Annotated in this window: 16 protein-coding genes; 2 read left to right on the top strand and 14 right to left on the bottom strand. The window is 42.1% G+C overall.

Annotated features, from left to right (window positions below; genetic code table 11):
• Positions 1 to 4 precede the first annotated feature (4 nt).
• The 8 genes from ACI2IW_RS02665 to ACI2IW_RS02700 form a co-directional block, all read right to left on the bottom strand.
• Complete coding sequence (locus ACI2IW_RS02665; RefSeq protein ID WP_102092940.1) at positions 5 to 1,051, bottom strand: glycosyltransferase family 2 protein; 1,047 nt, start codon at positions 1,049 to 1,051, stop codon at positions 5 to 7.
• Entirely contained in the window at positions 1,048 to 2,130 is a 1,083-nt protein-coding gene (locus ACI2IW_RS02670; RefSeq protein ID WP_404692544.1) for a polysaccharide pyruvyl transferase family protein, read from the bottom strand. Before ACI2IW_RS02670 ends, ACI2IW_RS02665 begins: the two co-directional genes overlap by 4 nt.
• Before the next feature lie 13 nt (positions 2,131 to 2,143).
• Complete coding sequence (locus ACI2IW_RS02675) at positions 2,144 to 3,268, bottom strand: hypothetical protein (RefSeq protein ID WP_404692545.1); 1,125 nt, start codon at positions 3,266 to 3,268, stop codon at positions 2,144 to 2,146.
• A 58-nt stretch (positions 3,269 to 3,326) separates the two neighbouring features.
• Positions 3,327 to 4,343: a glycosyltransferase family 2 protein gene (locus ACI2IW_RS02680; RefSeq protein WP_404692546.1), complete on the bottom strand. Its 1,017-nt coding sequence runs from the start codon at positions 4,341 to 4,343 to the stop codon at positions 3,327 to 3,329.
• Positions 4,344 to 4,412: 69 nt separating this feature from the next.
• Positions 4,413 to 5,729 carry an oligosaccharide flippase family protein gene (locus ACI2IW_RS02685; RefSeq protein ID WP_404692547.1) on the bottom strand — a complete coding sequence of 439 codons (1,317 nt, stop codon included), beginning with the start codon at positions 5,727 to 5,729 and terminating at the stop codon, positions 4,413 to 4,415.
• 145 nt (positions 5,730 to 5,874) lie between these two features.
• Complete coding sequence (locus ACI2IW_RS02690) at positions 5,875 to 7,884, bottom strand: polysaccharide biosynthesis protein (protein ID WP_404692548.1); 2,010 nt, start codon at positions 7,882 to 7,884, stop codon at positions 5,875 to 5,877.
• A gap of 58 nt (positions 7,885 to 7,942) precedes the next feature.
• On the bottom strand, positions 7,943 to 10,204 hold the full coding sequence (locus tag ACI2IW_RS02695) for a polysaccharide biosynthesis tyrosine autokinase (RefSeq protein ID WP_404692549.1): 2,262 nt from the start codon (positions 10,202 to 10,204) through the stop codon (positions 7,943 to 7,945).
• 198 nt (positions 10,205 to 10,402) lie between these two features.
• Positions 10,403 to 11,449: a polysaccharide biosynthesis/export family protein gene (locus tag ACI2IW_RS02700; protein ID WP_404692550.1), complete on the bottom strand. Its 1,047-nt coding sequence runs from the start codon at positions 11,447 to 11,449 to the stop codon at positions 10,403 to 10,405.
• A 629-nt stretch (positions 11,450 to 12,078) separates the two neighbouring features.
• Here ACI2IW_RS02700 and rluB point away from each other — a divergent pair.
• Positions 12,079 to 13,005 carry a 23S rRNA pseudouridine(2605) synthase RluB gene (rluB, locus tag ACI2IW_RS02705; protein ID WP_101206234.1) on the top strand — a complete coding sequence of 309 codons (927 nt, stop codon included), beginning with the start codon at positions 12,079 to 12,081 and terminating at the stop codon, positions 13,003 to 13,005.
• Between the two features lie 154 nt (positions 13,006 to 13,159).
• On the opposite strand, the gene ACI2IW_RS02710 is transcribed toward rluB, so the two are convergent.
• The 3 genes from ACI2IW_RS02710 to ACI2IW_RS02720 all read right to left on the bottom strand — a co-directional run bounded on the left by ACI2IW_RS02710 (position 13,160) and on the right by ACI2IW_RS02720 (position 15,330).
• Positions 13,160 to 13,711, bottom strand: coding sequence for a hypothetical protein (locus ACI2IW_RS02710; protein WP_404692551.1), 552 nt, complete (start codon positions 13,709 to 13,711; stop codon positions 13,160 to 13,162).
• Between the two features lie 40 nt (positions 13,712 to 13,751).
• Positions 13,752 to 14,426 (bottom strand): hypothetical protein, encoded by a 675-nt coding sequence (locus ACI2IW_RS02715; protein WP_404692552.1) that lies wholly within the window; start codon positions 14,424 to 14,426, stop codon positions 13,752 to 13,754.
• Positions 14,427 to 14,601: 175 nt separating this feature from the next.
• Positions 14,602 to 15,330 carry a hypothetical protein gene (locus ACI2IW_RS02720; RefSeq protein WP_404692599.1) on the bottom strand — a complete coding sequence of 243 codons (729 nt, stop codon included), beginning with the start codon at positions 15,328 to 15,330 and terminating at the stop codon, positions 14,602 to 14,604.
• Between the two features lie 166 nt (positions 15,331 to 15,496).
• On the opposite strand from ACI2IW_RS02720, the gene ACI2IW_RS02725 reads away from it, so the two are divergent.
• Positions 15,497 to 16,099: a LysE/ArgO family amino acid transporter gene (locus tag ACI2IW_RS02725; RefSeq protein ID WP_404692553.1), complete on the top strand. Its 603-nt coding sequence runs from the start codon at positions 15,497 to 15,499 to the stop codon at positions 16,097 to 16,099.
• A 144-nt stretch (positions 16,100 to 16,243) separates the two neighbouring features.
• Here ACI2IW_RS02725 and ACI2IW_RS02730 read toward each other — a convergent pair whose 3' ends face one another.
• From ACI2IW_RS02730 to ACI2IW_RS02740, 3 genes are all read right to left on the bottom strand, one after another.
• Positions 16,244 to 16,885, bottom strand: a complete 642-nt coding sequence (locus tag ACI2IW_RS02730; RefSeq protein ID WP_082624565.1) for a MarC family protein — start codon at positions 16,883 to 16,885, stop codon at positions 16,244 to 16,246.
• Positions 16,886 to 17,187: 302 nt separating this feature from the next.
• On the bottom strand, positions 17,188 to 18,048 hold the full coding sequence (gene nadC, locus ACI2IW_RS02735) for a carboxylating nicotinate-nucleotide diphosphorylase (RefSeq protein ID WP_404692554.1): 861 nt from the start codon (positions 18,046 to 18,048) through the stop codon (positions 17,188 to 17,190).
• Between the two features lie 160 nt (positions 18,049 to 18,208).
• Complete coding sequence (locus ACI2IW_RS02740; protein WP_404692555.1) at positions 18,209 to 19,240, bottom strand: NrtR DNA-binding winged helix domain-containing protein; 1,032 nt, start codon at positions 19,238 to 19,240, stop codon at positions 18,209 to 18,211.
• Positions 19,241 to 19,321 lie beyond the last annotated feature (81 nt).

The following is a 19,321-nucleotide window of genomic DNA, read 5'->3' on the forward strand; positions in this document are numbered from 1 at the left end:
TCATTTACCTTTTAAGAAACATAAAGCCAACTTTGCTTCTTGTAACTATTTCCAATTTGCTTCCTTTTAACCTTGTTTCTTTCTTTAATGCTTTACGAAGCACCTGCATTATAGGCAGCGCAATTTGGCTTGGCATACGTGCTATATTGCTGATCACTATATTTCTTAACGTCAAATTGTTCTGATAACCATTTAAACGTAGTGTTTTATCTGCTTTTTTAGCTTGTGCCAGTGCCCTTATTAAATACTCATTGTCTATACGGGTGAGAATGCTCCAATGACTTTGTCTGATTTTATTGGCAAGTATTTTTTTAACTTCATTAGCTTGATAGTCTTCTACTAGATTCATGACTTTTGAATGAATAACGAAAAGGTCTAATAGCTTTTTATCTGTTGAACCCGTAATCGACGTGCCTCGCTGTCTATACAGGTAAAAATTAATAGGCAACTGATATCTAACCTTAGTAGATAAGCCAAGATGCCAATGGAAAGGCCAATCCTCGTAATACAAACCCACTGGAAAACTTAGAGAAGCCGTTTGCACGACACTGGATTTAATAAATTTAAGCCACGCAAAATGCGGTAGGCTAAAATACGAATCGTCTATCTTGGTTGTCTCGGATGCCAAGCTAGCAGCTGGATACGGTAGTTCATTCTCTGCCGCTCCTTCTTTGAACGGTGCAAAACCATATGTCACTACTTCTGCATTCGTAGTAAGAGCACAATCTACACAAGCTGCCACTAAGCGAGTATCTACAATGTCATCAGAATCAACAAACATCATATAATCACCTACTGCAGATTTAATACCAGTATTGCGAGCAGCAGAAAGACCGCTGTTTTCATTATGTTGAATGACTCTGATACGCTTATCTGTGAGATGTAAGGCAAGCGCTTGTTTTGAATTATCAGTAGAGCAATCTTCAACGACAATAATTTCAATATTCTTATACGTTTGCTGCTTGATAGTTTCTAAGCAAGCGTCAATATATAACGCGACGTTGTATACTGGCACGATAATGCTCACCAATGGCTTTGCTACGCTAGTCATATAATAACCACCGATTTTTCTAGATCATGGTATTCATTGATATGAACGGGTGACTCATTCATCGTACCGTGAGACAAAAATAGCAGTTTGTCGATATGTTTCGAAATCTCAGCAACCTCATCTAGTTCTAAAAACACAAGTCTTGGATGATTACGTAACCAGTCTAACTGCGTTTGCCTTATCTTATGATTGGAGTTCGGCAATACCAAGCAAGGTGTACCCGATAGTAAACATAAAATCATGCCATGTAGGCGGTCTGTCACGACCAATTTTGCAGCACGAAACTGATTAAGCTTGTCAGTCAGTAATTTTTTGCAATGTACTTCGTCCAATTGAGAGCCGCCAGCATGGGTATCTGTCTTTTCAATATAATAGCCAGTATCTGCTAAGGCTTTATCTATAAAACCGTATTGTTCAGTGGAGAGAGCAGCTTCTTTGTCATTCCGTAAGCATCGCAGAATAGTTGACGACTCTACGTCATTTGTCGTCCCAAGTACTGCTGCGTTTGCACTCATAACGATATCTGGCACAAGACCAACATGGACATTGCTATACTCGGCAAAAAGCTTGATAAGTTTGGCCGCTGTCATCGACTCTCTAGCGAAAATGTGTATATCTGGGTGCTTGGCGTAGACGTTTACGATACGATGCAATGCTCGCTTAGACTTAGCAGAATCACTCCAATCCAAGGTCTGAGGAAAACACACAACGCGATTCTTAGGAAATGTATTGATAACTAATTGGCGCAGCTCTTCAATATCAGGATACGAGCTACCCATATTGCCTCCCCCAATAATAGTGACAATATCCCTCTGTTGTATTTGTTGTTTAATCGAATTAAGCACCAATCTGGTTTGACTAATAGGAACACTGACAACTTCATAATCAGTCATTACATGTTGCAAATATTGCTTTTGAGCGTAAGAGATAGCGATATCACCAATATTACCGTAGTCAGCCGCCAGAAAAATGAAACATCGATTACTACTAGGCAAAGGCAAATCTCGCGCGCCCATATAAGTAACTAAGTGTTTTTTTAGTCTAAATGGTATGAGCTTTTTTATGGCGGTAGTATTCATTTTTGACACTCCCTTATTTATTTCTCATTAACATCTTTTTTACCCACATACGACGCTTTGACCCAAAAGGAAATAACCCACTCAATTTTGGAGATGATTTACGTTTAAGTACTTTTTCAATATATGGAAGCCACTCAAGACCTTTGCCCGTTTCAATCATCTCTTGACGAATTAGATACCAGTCTATGCGTACAGCGTCACTTTTCAGAACCATGAACCTGAAAAGTGACGACTCTATCGGGGTCTCAAAACAAGCAGGGTTATCAACACCTGCAAGTAAGAGATTCAGTCGAGTTCGTACACATTTTTCACAGTAACCGCAGTTTCTATCATGCCTATTACCAGCCCAGCAAACACGTAAATTTCGTATGCCTATAGACCAGCTTGAAAGAATGATTAACTTCTCAGATCGACAAAACCCTGCACCATCATGAATAATTCGAAAATTGCCACCGCTCAATAATGGATCTGTTATGGGATGTGATCCCCATGAAGTAAGTAATACATCATAAGAATCGCCACTACCGATGAGTCCAATTCCTGCATATCGTTTCAATCCACATAGAACGGAAGCAATGGCAGCCGCGTGATATTCTTCCCAATCGATAGACCACAATGCTCGAACATTCGTCTTAACGGGCAGTAGATCAACGTTAATATCAGAAAGTACTTCGGTCGCTACCTCTACAGCACTATCAAAACCTTCTGTATCATCTAAAGGTATATCAAAGCCATGTACAAAAACCCCTGCCTTAATATCTCGTGTGGCATATCCTGCTCTGCCTGTCGCATGACGATAAGCGGTAAATTGAGCATCCACGCCACCAGAAAATGCAGCAATCGCACCCTCTACTTGTACGTCGCACGCTCTAATACGATCAACTTGTACATCAATCAAAAAATAACGCTCTGGTAACCATTTATTCCAAACATACTGTAGCTCTGTCAGATTGGCTAATAGCTCGTGGGACACACTGCCATGAACCCGAATAGCCGCACCTAGCTGCATCGCAGGCAACAATGTGGCTAACAAGTAAGAGTCGCAATCATCGTCTTCTGGCATTGGTAGATTGATAGGATATGCAAACCACAACTCTTGCTCAGTGAGACTTTCACCCATGGTTGTTTGTTTCAGCAAACAAGAACGAGTCTGTCCATGTTCGTCACTTTTTAAAGCCTGGGGAAACAAATCAATATTAAACATGTCTTTTTACCTTCGCTTTAGACCAAGACAGCTGCAAAAAAGCCAATGTCATCACATACCAACGTCGTGAAAAATATGAAATCAAGATACGAATGCCGCGTGCTGGATGCCGTTGATAGTAATGTGGCAAGCAGTTTTGATAAACGAAAGACTGGCGTATTTTTATCAACTCTGCATGGCGTTTTCTCATCTGAATATGAGCCAAATTATTGAGTAAATATGGCAGCATATGCTCGATATAACTACGGGCAAAATCTGATAGCAGTATTTGCCTCTCAGTAGCACTGATAGACCAGTCATGTATCCTGACTCTAGCGTTATAGTCTGCTTCAATAGACTCTAGTAGCCCTGGCTTATATTGCAAACTCGTCATCGAAGTGGCATTTTCATAGTAGTTATATGGACAGTCGGGTACGACAGATAAATGGTTCGCTTTCCCCAAGCACTCAATATTAAAAATACCGTCTTCACCAAGTTTTATGTCACAATCAAACCGTATATCGCCTATTAATTTTCTGTTATAAACTTTAGTACATGCATACCAATATATATTTCTATTTTCTGTCACTCTCAGTTGCAATGCTTGAATTTCCTGCTGTGAATATTCTGCTGTAATGTTATGGCGCTCGATAACAGAGCCATCTAACATGATGCGCTTATGACCAAACGCCAACATCTCAATATCCCGATTAACCGTTTGTGCAATGATAAAGTCAAAATACCAATCATCGATAGTGTCGTCCGCATCTATAAAAACGATGTAGTCGCCAGTTGCGATATCAAGTCCAGTATTACGAGCATCTGCCACGCCTCCATTTTTTTGATATTTCACCGTAATCCATGCCCTATCACCTTCCCACCTGTGCAATAACCTAGCAGTGTCATCATTAGAACCATCGTCAATAACGATCAACTCAATCTCATGGTTCTTTTTCGCAACGTCAATACTACTAATACAACGATCAATAGTGACAGCGGCATTAAATGCGGCAATAATAACTGAAATCATAGTGAGCCTCTTGAGTTGAGACCTCTAATGCATATCCTTTGTGCCATCCAACGCAGTCGAAATACTCATCTACTGCGGCACTTTATGGATATGAACCAGACGCCGAAAAGCGACATAAACGATAGATAAGCTAAGCAAGACCCCAACAAATGAGAACAGGGCAATGGCTACCATATCTGACTCAAAAACGTAAAAACCTACATACAGCGCTGCAGCACGAAATATCACTGCAAAAATCTCTCTAATCAAAAGAAAACGCTGCAAACGTAATGCTGGCAATGCCGCAGTGCTTGCACCTGATACCAAGCTGGTCAAAAGCCAAATAGAAAGCCACTGCGAATAACTCCCTGCTAATGCCCACTCTGTGCCAAATACTAAAGAAAAAAGGTAATCGCCAAAAACGAACACTGTACCGAAGGGAACAATACCAATCACCAATAGAATTACCGTCACTTTTAATAAAAATTGATAAGCTTCTGGTGAATTTGATGTGATCGCACGCGTAATCTTAGGATAAAAAACCTCTCCAACAGCTTGCCCTAACAACATCGCTGGTGCACCAAGTACAAGAACAGCCAACGAATACTGCCCAGCAGCAGAAGCACTAAATAGTGATGCTAATAAGATAGTTGGTAGCCCTACTGAAGCAGCATTAAGCATACTTTGCGGCATACGGTATATGGCAAAGTCACGCTGCGATACAGCAGCGTTACGAATACCAACCGTGCCAAACCAGTCTCGGACATTTAATACACCAATCCTAGGTACCCGAAGCATCTGCATCATAAAATTCGTAAGCTGCCCCGCTATCGTTAATAAAATAAGCAACATACCAGAGGGGGCCAATACACCACCTATCAACTTACTGGTATCTGTCACAAGCTTGCTCTCTACATAAGCATGAGCCTTGGCTTTAAACAAACCTACTCTGATAGCAGACTGATCAGCAACAGATAGAAACGCGCCGGCCAATAGCGTCAACGGTATGAGATACAACATGTATGGTGCACTTTCCATACCCGTCCATCGTGCCAAATAAACATTGCCGAAATAGACAGCGATGAACGCTATAGCGGCTATAAACAAACTGAGCAATACAGACAATCTGATAATGGCAGCGGCATCCTCGTCACTGTCAGGCATCACAATGGCATTGGCATAACCCATGGTCGCAATCGGAGTAATAATACTGATGACTGCGGCAAATGCAGCAGCGATACCAAAATCTTCAGGGCTATATAATCTGGTGAGAAATGGCATAAAGACTATAGCGATTGCCTGACCAGCAGCAATACCGCCTCCAACCATGGCCACATCTCGTACAAAGTGACTGGTTTTCAATCGACTGATTACGCTCTGTATCGATAAAAACACTTCAGAGGCCATTACTCATTATCCAATTTGGTATGTCACAGTATTTATATAAATAACCATATCCTAAACAATATTACCAATAAATGATTTCATCATCTTTTCAATACCAACCCTATCACCGCTATTTAATACCCTTACTTAGTATCACTACTACTCCTTAACCGACCACCTCTAACTGCTCTACATCTATCTTTTCGACATCAGCTTCATCGCCTTCTCGGTAGCCTTCAACGAAGGTCCTAAACTGTGCTTTCAACCATTCAGTATCGTGCTGCTTTGATCTTTCAATAAACTCAAACAAGATAGCTTCGATATCTTCCAATGGAAAACTATGCTCCATTGCTTGCATAATGAGTGGATGAAACGTGGTCTCTATGTTGTCGGCACCAATGATTAACTCTTCATAGAGCTTTTCACCTGGCCGCAATCCAGTAAACACAATTTCGATATCACCATTAGGATTGCTCGCATCTTTCAGCTCGCACCCTGTCAGACGAATCATACGTTTGGCAAGATCCACAATTTTGACGGGCGCTCCCATATCAAGTACAAATACTTCACCACCGAACGCCATAGCCCCTGCTTGGATAACCAAACTGGCTGCTTCCGGTATGGTCATAAAGTAGCGTGTGATGTCTGGATGGGTGATGGTAATCGGACCACCCTGCTCAATTTGTCTGGTAAAAAGTGGTACCACAGAGCCTGATGAACCTAAGACATTACCGAAACGCACCATACTAAAACACGTATGACTATTGCTTTGGCTCAGTCCTTGGCAGACAAGCTCAGCCAAGCGTTTGGAGGCTCCCATCACGTTGGTCGGCCGCACTGCTTTGTCAGTAGAGATCAGTACAAACGTATCAACATGAGCCCTTATCGCAGCACAAGCACAATGATAGGTACCTTTAGTATTGTTGATTGTGCCTTCAAATGGATTGGACTCGACAATCGGTACATGTTTGTATGCAGCAGCGTGATAAATCGTTTTTATATGGTATTTTTCGAATATATTGATTAATTTTTTTTCGTTACCCACGCTTCCAATGATGCTGACAATCTCAGTATCTTGATATTCAATATTACTAATGACATTACTAGCGACAAGGCTTCTAAGCTCTTGATCAATTGTGTACAAGGCATATTCAGACTGCTCGTATAATACCAAACATGCAGGTTTATTTTTCATGATTTGTCTGCATAACTCACTTCCAATAGAACCTCCTGCCCCTGTCACGAGTACGTTTTTACCCGTAATGTTTTTTTGGAGGAGCTCAGCAACTGGTTCGACAGTCTCTCTTTCAAGCACATCTAATATATCGACTGGCCGTATATGGCTGACTGTTACGATCTCATCAGCAAGCTCTCGTAAGCTCGGTAAATCTTTTAATTTGACAGAAACGCCTGACAGGCTATCCATAATCTGTTTTTTACGACCACGGCTCATAGAAGGTATTGCCAAAATCACTTGCGCGACATTTAATTTTTCTATCAACCAAGGTAGCGCATGAGCGGCATATATTTTTTTACCATGTAAATAAGCCCCTATCAGCTGCGGATCATCATCGATATATGCCACTACATTGTATTTATGAGAATGTCTCAAGCTCTCTAATAGCTCTCTACCAGCCGATCCTGCACCATAAATAATCACGTTATCACAGCAACTATCTAGGCGATCTTGACTGTCTGGTTTCTGTAGTCGATTCAGCAACCCGCGAATCATTAGCCGACTGTTCCATAACCAAATAAAAAATAAGAACAAAAATATGATTGGCGCTGAGCGCGGCATCATTGATACTGGGTTCACATAAATGATGAACTGATAAACGATAATAAGTAATAAAAACAACTGTAGTACTCGACCCATCGCCGCATCGAAAAATCCTCTAGAGGCGCCTCTATAAAAGCCAATCAGATATAAGCTGACGACAGGTATCAATGCATAAAAAGCCAACACCATAGGGCCAATTTGATCATCGACATAACCCTGACGCAGTGCCAATGCCGCTACCAAGCAAAGGACAGCAATTGAAAAGTCGATGCCAAATAAGATAGAGCATTTAGCAAAGCGTGGTAAGGCTAATAAAAACAGCGTCATACGCTTCGACCATCGATTGATATCGCTTGGCGTGTGATAAGCATTGTTAGACTCTGTTTTTATAAACATAAGATCCACCTACTTAAGTTATGTCGCTCGTTTGCCATGGACAATGGACAGTAACTAACTACGAATTGTGTCCATAAGCATAATGGTAGTGATAGCTGTACCTGTTCAAGATACTTTGCTGTATGTCATTTAAGATGATGCCATCTACTTGTACGTTTGCTTTACTCATCTGTTTGATGGCATAGACCAGCTGGCCTTCTACTGAATGATCAAATTTGGTGACGATCAGTACTTTGTCTGCGTGCTGTGCCAGCACCATGGCATCTGATGCAGCCAAAATAGGTGGCGCATCGATAACGATATAGTCGTACTTCGTTTTGAGCGCTGCCATCAAATGATTGAACCTCTCTCCTATCAATAACGAAGTCGGATTATGCGACGGTCGTCCCCGCGATATAAGGTCGATATGCTCCATACCAGTCGGCTGAATAAAGCTCTCAAGGTTTAACTTAGTCATATCACTATCTAATCGAGGCTCATTATCTGTTAGAGAGCTATCTTTATCCTGCAGTAAGTAGTCTGTGAGACCACTGTCTGGACTCATACCAAACATTTTGTGCAGCTCTCCTAAACGCATATCTCCATCGATAATCAGCACTTTTTTGTCAAGCTGTGCAAATACTTCAGATAAATTGGCCGTAATAAAAGATTTACCGACACCCGGGCTTTCTCCAGTGATTAATATGGTCTGAGCGGATTTCTCATCTACTGTCTTCGTCGTCTTACCAAATAAAAGGTTTGTCCGTAAATTTTTAATTGCTTCATAGCTCAAGCCATTGTGATCAACGTGAGCAAGCATTCGACCAGTATTTTTTTTGTTCCTACCTAGCTTAGATATCGAGGTCGAACGTGGAATCGTTGCAATAACAGGAATTCCCGTTTTAGATTCTAGATGCTCTGGGTCTTTTACGACATTTCTAATTAAGTTTCTGATTAAAACCAGCATCACCCCAAGTACAGTACCTACGAGTAACGCCAGCAGCATAATTTGGAATTTGTTTGGTGCAATGGCATCGAAGGTACTAGTCGGTCTATCTAGAATACGGGCATAACCAACCTGACCAGCTCTAACGATTTTTAGTTGTTCATAATTTTTGAGCAGCGTGAGGTAAATCTCTCTATTAATAGCTGTATCTTCCGATAGCTTTAAAAACTCTCGCTGTATTTCAGGCAGTCCTGCAACGGTGCTACCTATCGCTCCTATTCGACTGTTGAGGACTTTTAGTTGCTCATTGATTTGGATAACGAGTGGGTGCTCATTGGTATAGTAAGTCGTTAGATCCGCTCTCTTTAATTTGAGATCATTGAGCTGCTCATCGATTCGAGACTTTTCATTTAGTAACAGCTCAGCTTCTTTACCTACATCGATGGTGCCGTGCTTTTTACGAAACTCATTGAACTGAGCTTCAGAGGTGTCTAATTTCTCTTTTAATGCTGGAATCTGCGTCTCCATAAAAGCCAATGTTTTGGTGGTTTCTTCTGTACCACGAGATTGGTTTTGATCGATATATGACTGGACTATCTGATCAAGTGTGGTCGTGATTTGCTGTTGGTTTGTGCCTGTCATCGACAGCTGAATAATATTGGTTTTATCGCCTTTTTCTTCCACAGACAATGCGCTATTAATTACGTCTGTCGTGGTCTTTAAGGTCTGCTTAGTGATGCCAATAGGGTAACCGTCTGCAGGTAGCTCAGTCACCGTAATATTAATCTCACCGTTTACCCCATTAAACTGATGCGGCTGACCCAATTGTCCTTTAAAATCATCTAGTCCATTGCTCAGGACAAACCCTGTGTCAGACTGTGATAGCGTAAAAGACTGGTTTGAATACGCTGGTGACACATCGAACTGATTGATTTTAACCGAACCGTTTTTTGTGCTCAAAGACACACCATCATTTGTGTTCAACTGAGTGTTAATGCGGTCGTTTGTTATTTTATCGAGATAGCCAATATTAGGATCGGTCAGCTTGATGTCTAGATGTAGCATATCGACGACTGGCTCTAGTATCATCCGAGACCGTATGAGCTCGGCTTCTGCCTCAGCTTTGCTCGCTTCTTCTCCAACCAACTCTGAGATATTTGCCCCAAGCGCATCGACTCCTTGGGAGTTTTCTTCAATTTGGATCAGCGCATCAGACTTGAAGGTCGGATTAATATAGCGTGTATAGAAAAATCCTATTAAGAGTCCGATTGCTGCCATGAGCGCTATGACTTTCCAGCCACGCAACAAAACTAAAACCAGCGCCGTTAAGTCGATGTTGTCATTGTCGTTGTCACCCTTAGGTGTCGATAGGTCTTTTGAATCTATATTATTCATAACCATATACCCATTATTCAATGTTAATCGCTTAATAGCTTTCGCTTAGCTTCAAGTCCCTAACTGCCCTTGACTGCAGTTAGATTACTCTCTGCCTCATCGCACCTTATAAAATCTATCACTCTACTTCCTATTCTTATTTCAATTAATCTCAGTATTGAAATTCGAAGCACATCCAGTATTTTCACTAGCCATCATTTATAACCCTGATATCACGTTGATGGCAGAGGTTGATGGTAGTATCGCGCTAATCACACGATTCCAGCGGGCCAAGCCTGTTGGATCTACATAAAGAATGTCATTGGCTTGCATGTCAAAGCGACTGGCTAATGCTAAGCTTGTGATGCTCTGCATGTCGACGTAATAGATATTGGTGTACTGGTACTGAGGGTTGTCGCGCACGATATATACTTTGGCTGCGTTAGCCGTATTGGAATTTAGTCCATTTGACTCGCCTAATACATGCGCTAAGCTCAGCCCCTGTTCTGGAATCGCCACTGGCTCAATTTTGCCAAATTCACCCAATACGTAGACTTTATTGCGGCTTTGGCTATTGACGTGAATAGAATCACCATCCCGCAGATAGATTTGATTGGCAGACAGCCCCATTCTTTGTAGTGACTGCACTCCTAAGTGGTAGCTGTTGCCCTGACGATTTAGCACAATGTTGTTTGAATCGCCAGTCTCAGTAGTACCACCTGCCATAGATATAGCGCCATATACCGATACCGGCACATCAGCAATAGCAAACTCACCAGACTGCTTCACCGCACCATCTACGAAAAACTTGCTGCCACGGTAATTGATGATTTTGACTTGAGGATCTGAGTACTTGAGATAGCGCTGTAGTTTGCTTTGCAACGTAGCGGTGAACTGCGGCACGCTCAGCCCACTGGCTTGGACTCTGCCTATCAATGGAAACTGTATATACCCTTGTTGATCTACCGTTAAGCTAGCAGTTGACGCATTAATATCTGGATAATTGGTAAGGATGATATTCAGCACATCCCCTTTCGCAATGCCATAATTGACTCGTCCAGAGGTTTTGATCAAATGAGAGAGATCTTGAGTAACAGTAGCCGGCGCTGTACGCGGTAAAGTTGCCAGACTTAAAGGCTGAATGTGAAATTGAAGGCCGTTTTCTGCGGTAAAGGTGCCAGATTCAGGAAGATTTCCTGACTGAAGTCCTGAGTTGATCGTACAGCCACTAAACAACCCCATTAGAAATAAGCAAAATATGCTCATTACCAAGAAGCGTCTGTGTACAAAAATGAAATATTTATTAACCATAACAGTTACTCATATTTATATTTGTGAATCAAACCAGAAAACTCTACTACAGCATTTATATTCGTAAAAAAGAATATATTTAATAAATATACACCTAAACTATATTCAGTGCAATACATATAATCTGTCATAAAATAATTAAGTGACTATCTTACAATTTCTCATCAAGCCCTTTATTTACGGATAATTACGAAAATTGATATCAACTTTCAAATTGCTGAGCGATAAAAAAACGGAAGTGCAAACAGCTTCGTTATAAATAAATTTTTTATTTTTAATTTGAAAAATTTGAACTTAATGAAGGCTTGTTTCGATTGCATTTATGATTGGAACTATCCTTTTAATGCCGAAGTAGTGTAAGTGTTTGTATCTATGTATTAACTTATATAGTTACTCACTGAGAGTCTTCGAATCTATATTTTGTATACGACTAATAAACTTTTATTGATTAGCACTATATTTGTTTATACATTAATAACCAGTAAGGTATTGGTTTACGTGCTAAATTTGTTAAAATAGCGTAGAATAGTCAATCCAATTTTTTACATTGAGAAATGTAAACCCACCGACTCAAGGATATTATGATGAAAGATGAAAAATTACAGAAAGCACTCGCCCGTATGGGACTTGGTTCACGCCGTCAAATGGAAGAAGTCATCAAATCTGGCCGCGTAACGGTTAATAATGGTCCTGCGACCATCGGTGATCGCGTCTCGCAAGGTGATGAGATTCGCGTTGATGGCCGTCAAATCAAATACACTTCTGAAAATGAGAAGCGTCGCCGTGTTATCGCTTACTACAAGCCTGAAGGCGAAGTTTGCTCGGCTAAAGATCCAGAAGGCCGCCCAACTGTCTTTGAACGTTTGCCAAAGCTGACGCATGACCGCTGGGTAATGGTTGGACGTTTGGACATCAACTCAACTGGCCTATTGTTATTTACTAACGATGGCGAAATGGCGCATCGCTTGATGCATCCATCTGGTGAAGTCACTCGTGAATATGCGGTACGTGTATTGGGTGAAGTAACGCCTGATATCGCTCGTGCATTGACCGCTGGCGTCATGCTAGAAGATGGCCTTGCCAAATTTGAAGACATCAAAGAAGGCGGCGGCGAAGGCGTCAACAAGTGGTATCACGTCCAGCTAAAAGAAGGCCGTAACCGCGAAGTACGTCGCTTATTTGAGTCACAAGGTTTAAAAGTTAGTCGTCTACTACGTACACGCTATGGCACGATTGTTCTACCAAAAGAGCTACGTACTGGCCGTTTCTTAGAGCTTGATAAAAAAGAAATCAACACGTTGACGGATTTGGTCAGCTTGCGTCCACGTTATGGCACGGGTCTACATGGCGCAGCCAAAGAAAAGCAAGAACGTATCAGAAACAAGCCGCTTAAAGCGCGTCGCACTGACACCCGTAGCGATAACCGCAACAGCAGCGCGAAACCTAAAAGTAGTGCTAGCCCTGCCAGCCGTGGTACACGTAACACCCGTGATCGCAATGATAAGCGCTAGTTGATTTGGTTTAACATTACCCTAAATCTTTGATAGATTTAGGAGAAGCATGAAAAAGCGGTCAATGATGAATAGTCATTGACCGCTTTTTTGTGTCTCTTTATAGGCTTCACAGTTTACAGGCGTCATAGTCGCTCAGTATAGATATAACGGCTCAGCTATCATGGCTATTAATATAGTGTTTCATGACTCGCAGCTCTTTTAGCTGCTCCTCGTCCATTTGTGCCAGTAATCTATCCAAACGCTGCTCGATATTATCTAAAACACTCTGCAATAACTCACTAGCCTCTAACCTCTTTTCGCTATTCACATTAGTGACATTTATATCTGTTAATTGATAGTGAGTGGCTAGCATTTCGGGTAACCGTGTTTGCAACATTTTATTCAATACAAACTGTGCTTCTGTTATCGCTGGTGTCTTATGTTGAGCATGTAATGCTGCTTGATAAGCATAATAGCTGCTTACTTTTTCATCGATACGTTTTAACTGGCGCAGTTGCTGCTCAGACAAGTTTTTTAAGTGCTGTTTATTTAACGTTAACTGCTGCAAGCTTAATGTGGCTAATGACAAGGGCGCATCATAATCCTGATAAGTGAGCACACCAGGTGAGATACCGACGGCTTTATGAAAAGCCTGCCAGCCTTTTCTACCTAGATAAAAGGTAGTGACGGTCGTTACAATACCGATGCCTATTAAGATACTCATATATGCTTGCTCTTTACCCTTTCACCATCCAACTTTGTATTTATAGCTTGATGTCTTTAGCACTCACATTTTCACCAATTGGGCTTTCAATCGCTTGAATATTTACCTCACTGCTCACATTACTACTGACATTGCTATCGGGCTTTTGAAACTCTGTGTTGCTAGCAGGATTGTCAAAACGTTTTTGGAGATAGCGATTGGTGGCAAGTAGCTTTTGACCATCTTGATGATATGAGGCGTTGAGCAGGTCATCGAACTGTGTGTTAATTGTCTTAAGCACATCTAACAAGGCTTCTTTGCCAGTGACATTAGAATGTTTAATTTTGGTAGTATCAGCAAGCGCACTATCCGTCACATCTAAATCATGCAAGCGGCGATAGTCAGCGACGGCTTGTGGCACATGCCTATCCATTAGGTTTTGAATCATAATATAAGTTTCGTTGACGGTATCTTTGTCATCAATCTTACCATCGTTATTGGTATCGCCATACATGACACGCAGCTTCTCACCCTTTGTGTTAATTTGATCAAGAGCAGTTTTAACTTCAACGGGTAGGCTTTTTTCAGGTATGTAACCCAGTTGCGGCATCGCCTTATATTCGAGCATTTTGGGTGCTATGACTTTTTTAATGCCACGATAACCTAGATATAACCCAGCTGCTGGCAACAGCCCATACAAAACAAACATTACGAACATTGCAGTCATTTGGGTCATTATATTGTCCTTATTACTTATCAGAATGTCGTGGCTGATTTCTTATGGTTGATATCATTAAACAAAAAAATAAGGCTCTATTAAAGCCCTATATTGTTATGCACTAGGTCGATTGTGTTTTTTGATAATACTTAACCTTTGCAAGTGTACGAGAGAAAGTGTCATCAAAGAACATTTAACTTTGCGTACGGCTCTTAACATAACGATGGGTTGAGGCAAGGCGGTTCAGAACCGTTTGGTGCAATTCGTCTAATAATTCGTCAAGCTCATAATCAATCTCTAAAAACAAATCTGTCAGCATATCACCAGCAGTCATCTTGCCCTGCACCATATTATTCTTAGTGCGATGCGGACTAAAGCGTTGTAGCTGCTCATAATGATGTAATGCTTCAGGGATACTTTCGGACACCAGTTTATCGATGACGAACTGACGCTCATTATGTTGCTGCTGTTGCTGTTCGTTCAGCTCACTACTCCACTCACGGTAACGCTTTAGCTTACCGTTGATACGGTCTAGTATCGCAACGGCTTCAATAGGCATGGCATTTAGGGTGGCCTCATCGACCACATCAACAAGCTCAGTCATAATCGGACAACGTCCATGTTTGAGATACCACAAAGTATCTGGGTCAAAAGGCGGTCTATTGGTTGGGCGCATTTGAGCACGATTACTCAGATAGCGATCAGTCAAAGGTGTGGATGATTGGCTATCACTCACTTGTGCCAACGCATCACATATACGGTTTACACGTTCAGGCGGAGTTAGTGTAGCACGCTCTTGTACTGTTTGATTGCTATCACTATTGGCAGCCGCATCCTGTTCATGATTGACACTCATCTCCTGAGCATTCTTTGCTGCCAATGTCGGTAGGTCATCTTGAGCTTGCCCAAATGACTGTAGCATTCTTGTCAAACTGACTACCATGACTTGCTCTGCCCCTCGTCTATTACACTCACATTGTGCGCATATTGCATACATTCATTCAATAGCGTATCTTAGCAGGTTTTTGCTGGCCTGCCAGTAAGCAAAATGTCACCATTCCTACATTCCAATTGTTAAGTGCTCTATTATGAATGCTCCCGATTATATCTCTGGTTTCCTACTCGGCCTCTCACTTATCTTAGCGATTGGCTCCCAAAATGCCTTTGTACTCAAACAAGGCATCAAACGTGAACATATCTTTTTTATCTGCCTGTTTTGTGCGGTGAGCGATGCACTACTAATTTCGGCGGGTGTCGCTGGTTTTGGAGCTGTAACGGCTCGTTATCCACATGCTGTCGACATAGCCAGACTGGCAGGCGCACTATTTTTGCTAATTTACGGCTTGCAGAGCCTATATGCCAGCATTAGAAAATCACATGCAATGACTGTCGAAGGGCAAGTCGTGAGTAGCTTGAAAAAAGCTTTGTTACTATGCTTTGGTTTTACTTGGTTAAACCCGCACGTCTATCTAGACACCTTGGTACTTGTCGGTATGGTTTCTACAGGCGCAAGCAGTAAATTGACGTTTGCCGCAGGTGCAATTAGCGCTTCGTTCTTTTTCTTCTTTGCACTTGGGTATGGTGCGCGATTACTCAGGCCTCTATTTGAGAAGCCTAAAGCATGGAACATCCTGGATGCTTTGGTAGGGTTACTGATGCTCTATCTAGCTTGGCATTTGTATCAAAGCTGATAGAGGTATAACTGAGAAATGATAGATAAGCTGAGTGTTGAATAAACTGAATATTAAGTAAACAACGTATTGGATAATACTGAATCATGTTGATAACTGCTAACCGCTGTATAAATATACATGGTTAGCGATAGTGTTGATCATTTACATCAAGCTAGGAAAGAGCGTACGCAGTCCATTAACGATAATCTCGATAGAAACGGCGGCCAATAGCATACCCATGATTCGGCTCATGATATTCAAGCCAGTATCACCCAATAGACGACTGATACGACCTGCCGCCATCAATGCCAAATAGCAAAACAGACTGATGAATAAGCCTGCAATCAAGATGGCAGATACCTGCAAAATACCTGATACTTGTGAAGAATAAATGATAACCGTGGAGATACCACCAGGCCCAATCATCATCGGAATCGCAAGGGGAACCACGGCAGCTGCCATCGAGACTGGTGCATCTTTCACATGATCAACATCGAAGTTCTCTTGATCAGGTTTAACCGGGTTACCCTCTCCATTCATCATATTTAGGGCGATTAAAAACACCAATATACCGCCTGCCAATTGGAAAGAGCCTATAGAAATACCAAGGGTTTTTAGTAGCGTCTCACCTGCAATCGTAAAAAAGCTGATGGTGATAAAAATGGTCAGACAAGCAACGCGCGCGACCTTACGTCGATTGTTCATCGAATAGCCGCGAGTCAAATCTAAAAATAACGTCAATGCGCTAAATGGATTGATCAATACCATAAAGGCTAGGATTATCTTGATAATTTCAGTATTCACTGAGCGCTCGCTTGTCTATTGATACCGCTTGTGCAAAAAGATAAGGTCATCGTGCGAGTGCAACGATGACCCAATAGGCAACTAAAAATAGCATTGTAGCATAGGCAGATAAGCTAATAAAATCATTAACTTTGCGTCGTTACGCCTACATGTCACCTTAGTAAAGCTTCAGTGTAAAAACAAGCATTTAACAGATGATCAGTACAAGCTATCAGTATAAATTGCCATTCTATTAACTCGGTTATAACCCTTGTCATAAAATCGAGCGCATATAGCGCTACTAGTCTTTAACACGTTTGTATTTATGCACTAAAATCTAGCCCAATATCTAAGGCTGTCGTACTGTGCGTCAAATAACCCATGGCGATAAAATCAACTCCCGTACTTGCTGCCGCTTGTACCGTTTCAGGCGTAATACCACCTGAGGCTTCAGTCTTTGCTCGACCCTGACACATAGCAACCGCTTGCGACAATGTTTCAGGCGACATGTTGTCTAATAGTACTAAACTCACACCTGCATCGAGCGCTTGCTCTAATTGCTCTAGTGTATCGACTTCGACCTCAATAGGAATCAGATGCCCAGCAAATTTCTGTGCTTGCTGAATGGCCGTTTTGATGTCACCAGCAATAGCGATATGGTTGTCTTTAATTAAAATCGCATCATCCAACCCCAATCGATGATTGCGTCCGCCGCCGCAGCGTACGGCGTATTTTTGTACAATACGTAAGCCTGGAATGGTCTTACGCGTACAAGTAATCTGCGCAGGATATTGAGCCACGCTATCGACAATTTGACGGGTCGCTGTCGCAATACCGCTGAGATGGGTCATAAAGTTCAGAGCCGTGCGTTCTGCTGTCAATAAGTGACGCGCGTTACCTTTTACGGTCGCTAACACTGCGCCAGCCTCTGCTGTTTCGCCATCCTGTACTTGTGCAATAAACTCAATTTGCGCATCGACTAAGGCAAAAGACAAACGTGCCAAGTCGATACCACATATCACGCCTGCTTGCCGCGCCTTGATCTGTAGCTGCGCTTGCATATCGGCTGGGATAGTAGCTTGCGACGTTACATCACCACGCCTACCCAAATCTTCAGTTAGTGCTTGATCAACCAATGGCTTGAGCAATACGTCATCCAATTTTGGCTCTCGTTCAATTGTCATTTTTGACCCTTATCTAGGCATGATATTGATAAAAACTGCTCGTCATTTAAACTCAAAATGAGCATAAATATAGCGTAAAGTTAGCGACCCTGCAAGGAAAGGTGACAAGTTTTTCGTTTTACAAATCACTTTAGAGATACAACGGACTGGCTTGAAACGACTATTTGCGCTTAGGAAGTTTGCTGTCCATCAATAAACTCTGCAATTCAATATCATGGCGGAAGCGATATAACTTGGCAGGACGACCGCGCTGAGCAGTACTACTCTCTCCTGTCTCCATTACCAAGTTTTGTGAATCAAGCAATCGACGAAAGTTTTGCTTGTGCAAACGCACGCCTGATAATGCCTCAACACTCTGCTGCAACTGCGATAAGGTAAAGAAGTCTGGCATCAGCCCAAAAATAAGCGGTCTATATTCAATCTTCGCGCGCAGTCTTGAGATAGCAGTAGCGATCACGCGACGGTGATCGTAATACATGGGTACACCTATGCGTTGTGACCAGTCCTCTGGCAAGGCAACAGCTTGATAATTGGGCGGATAATTAGGGGCTTCGGGTATCAGACCTGCTTCATAAAGCATCTCATAGCGTAGTAATACATGCTCTGCAATCCATTCTCTACTTTCATTATCGTGTTCGTTGACTGATTGGCTGTCAGTGAGTTTGCCGCTTGCCAAAAACGCTTCGTCCAGTCCCCAACATAAGCCAATACGCTGACGCCTGCGCTGTTGGACAATCGAGTCGTTGGCAGTATTGGCCCACTCGAGTAGTGCTGGCACGATAAAGTCCATAATAATGCTAGGCATACCGTCCAAATGATTTTCCCATGGGAAATAGTCGTACCAATCTCGCCAGAGTGCTTTGCTTTGGAGTGCCTGCGTTTGCGTCTCTTGCACCAAACCCAAATAACTCACATACACCAACGCATGGCCATCAATATTGCGCCTGTTGGTATCGACAAAGGTATATAACTGCTCTAAATATCCGAGCGGTTGTTGTGTTTGCTCCTCTACCCACTGACGTACGCCCGCTTGTAGAGAGCGATGTAGCGGCATAAGCGGCCCATTTGGCAACAGCTTGCCTTGGTCAACGGTTAGAACGCGCGCGATATGATCGGTGATAGCGACCAATACGGCGACCACTTCTGTCGTGCCGCTACCTTGCTGGTGCGCATGTGAATAAGACAACGTCATGGCTTTGGGAATTATCCTTTTTCTCTGAAATGTAAAAGGCTATTGGGGTTAATAGCTATGGTATTGCTTAGTATAGCTCGA

It is taken from the genome of Psychrobacter sp. NPDC078501, assembly GCF_044900935.1.
Classification (GTDB): Bacteria; Pseudomonadota; Gammaproteobacteria; order Pseudomonadales; family Moraxellaceae; genus Psychrobacter.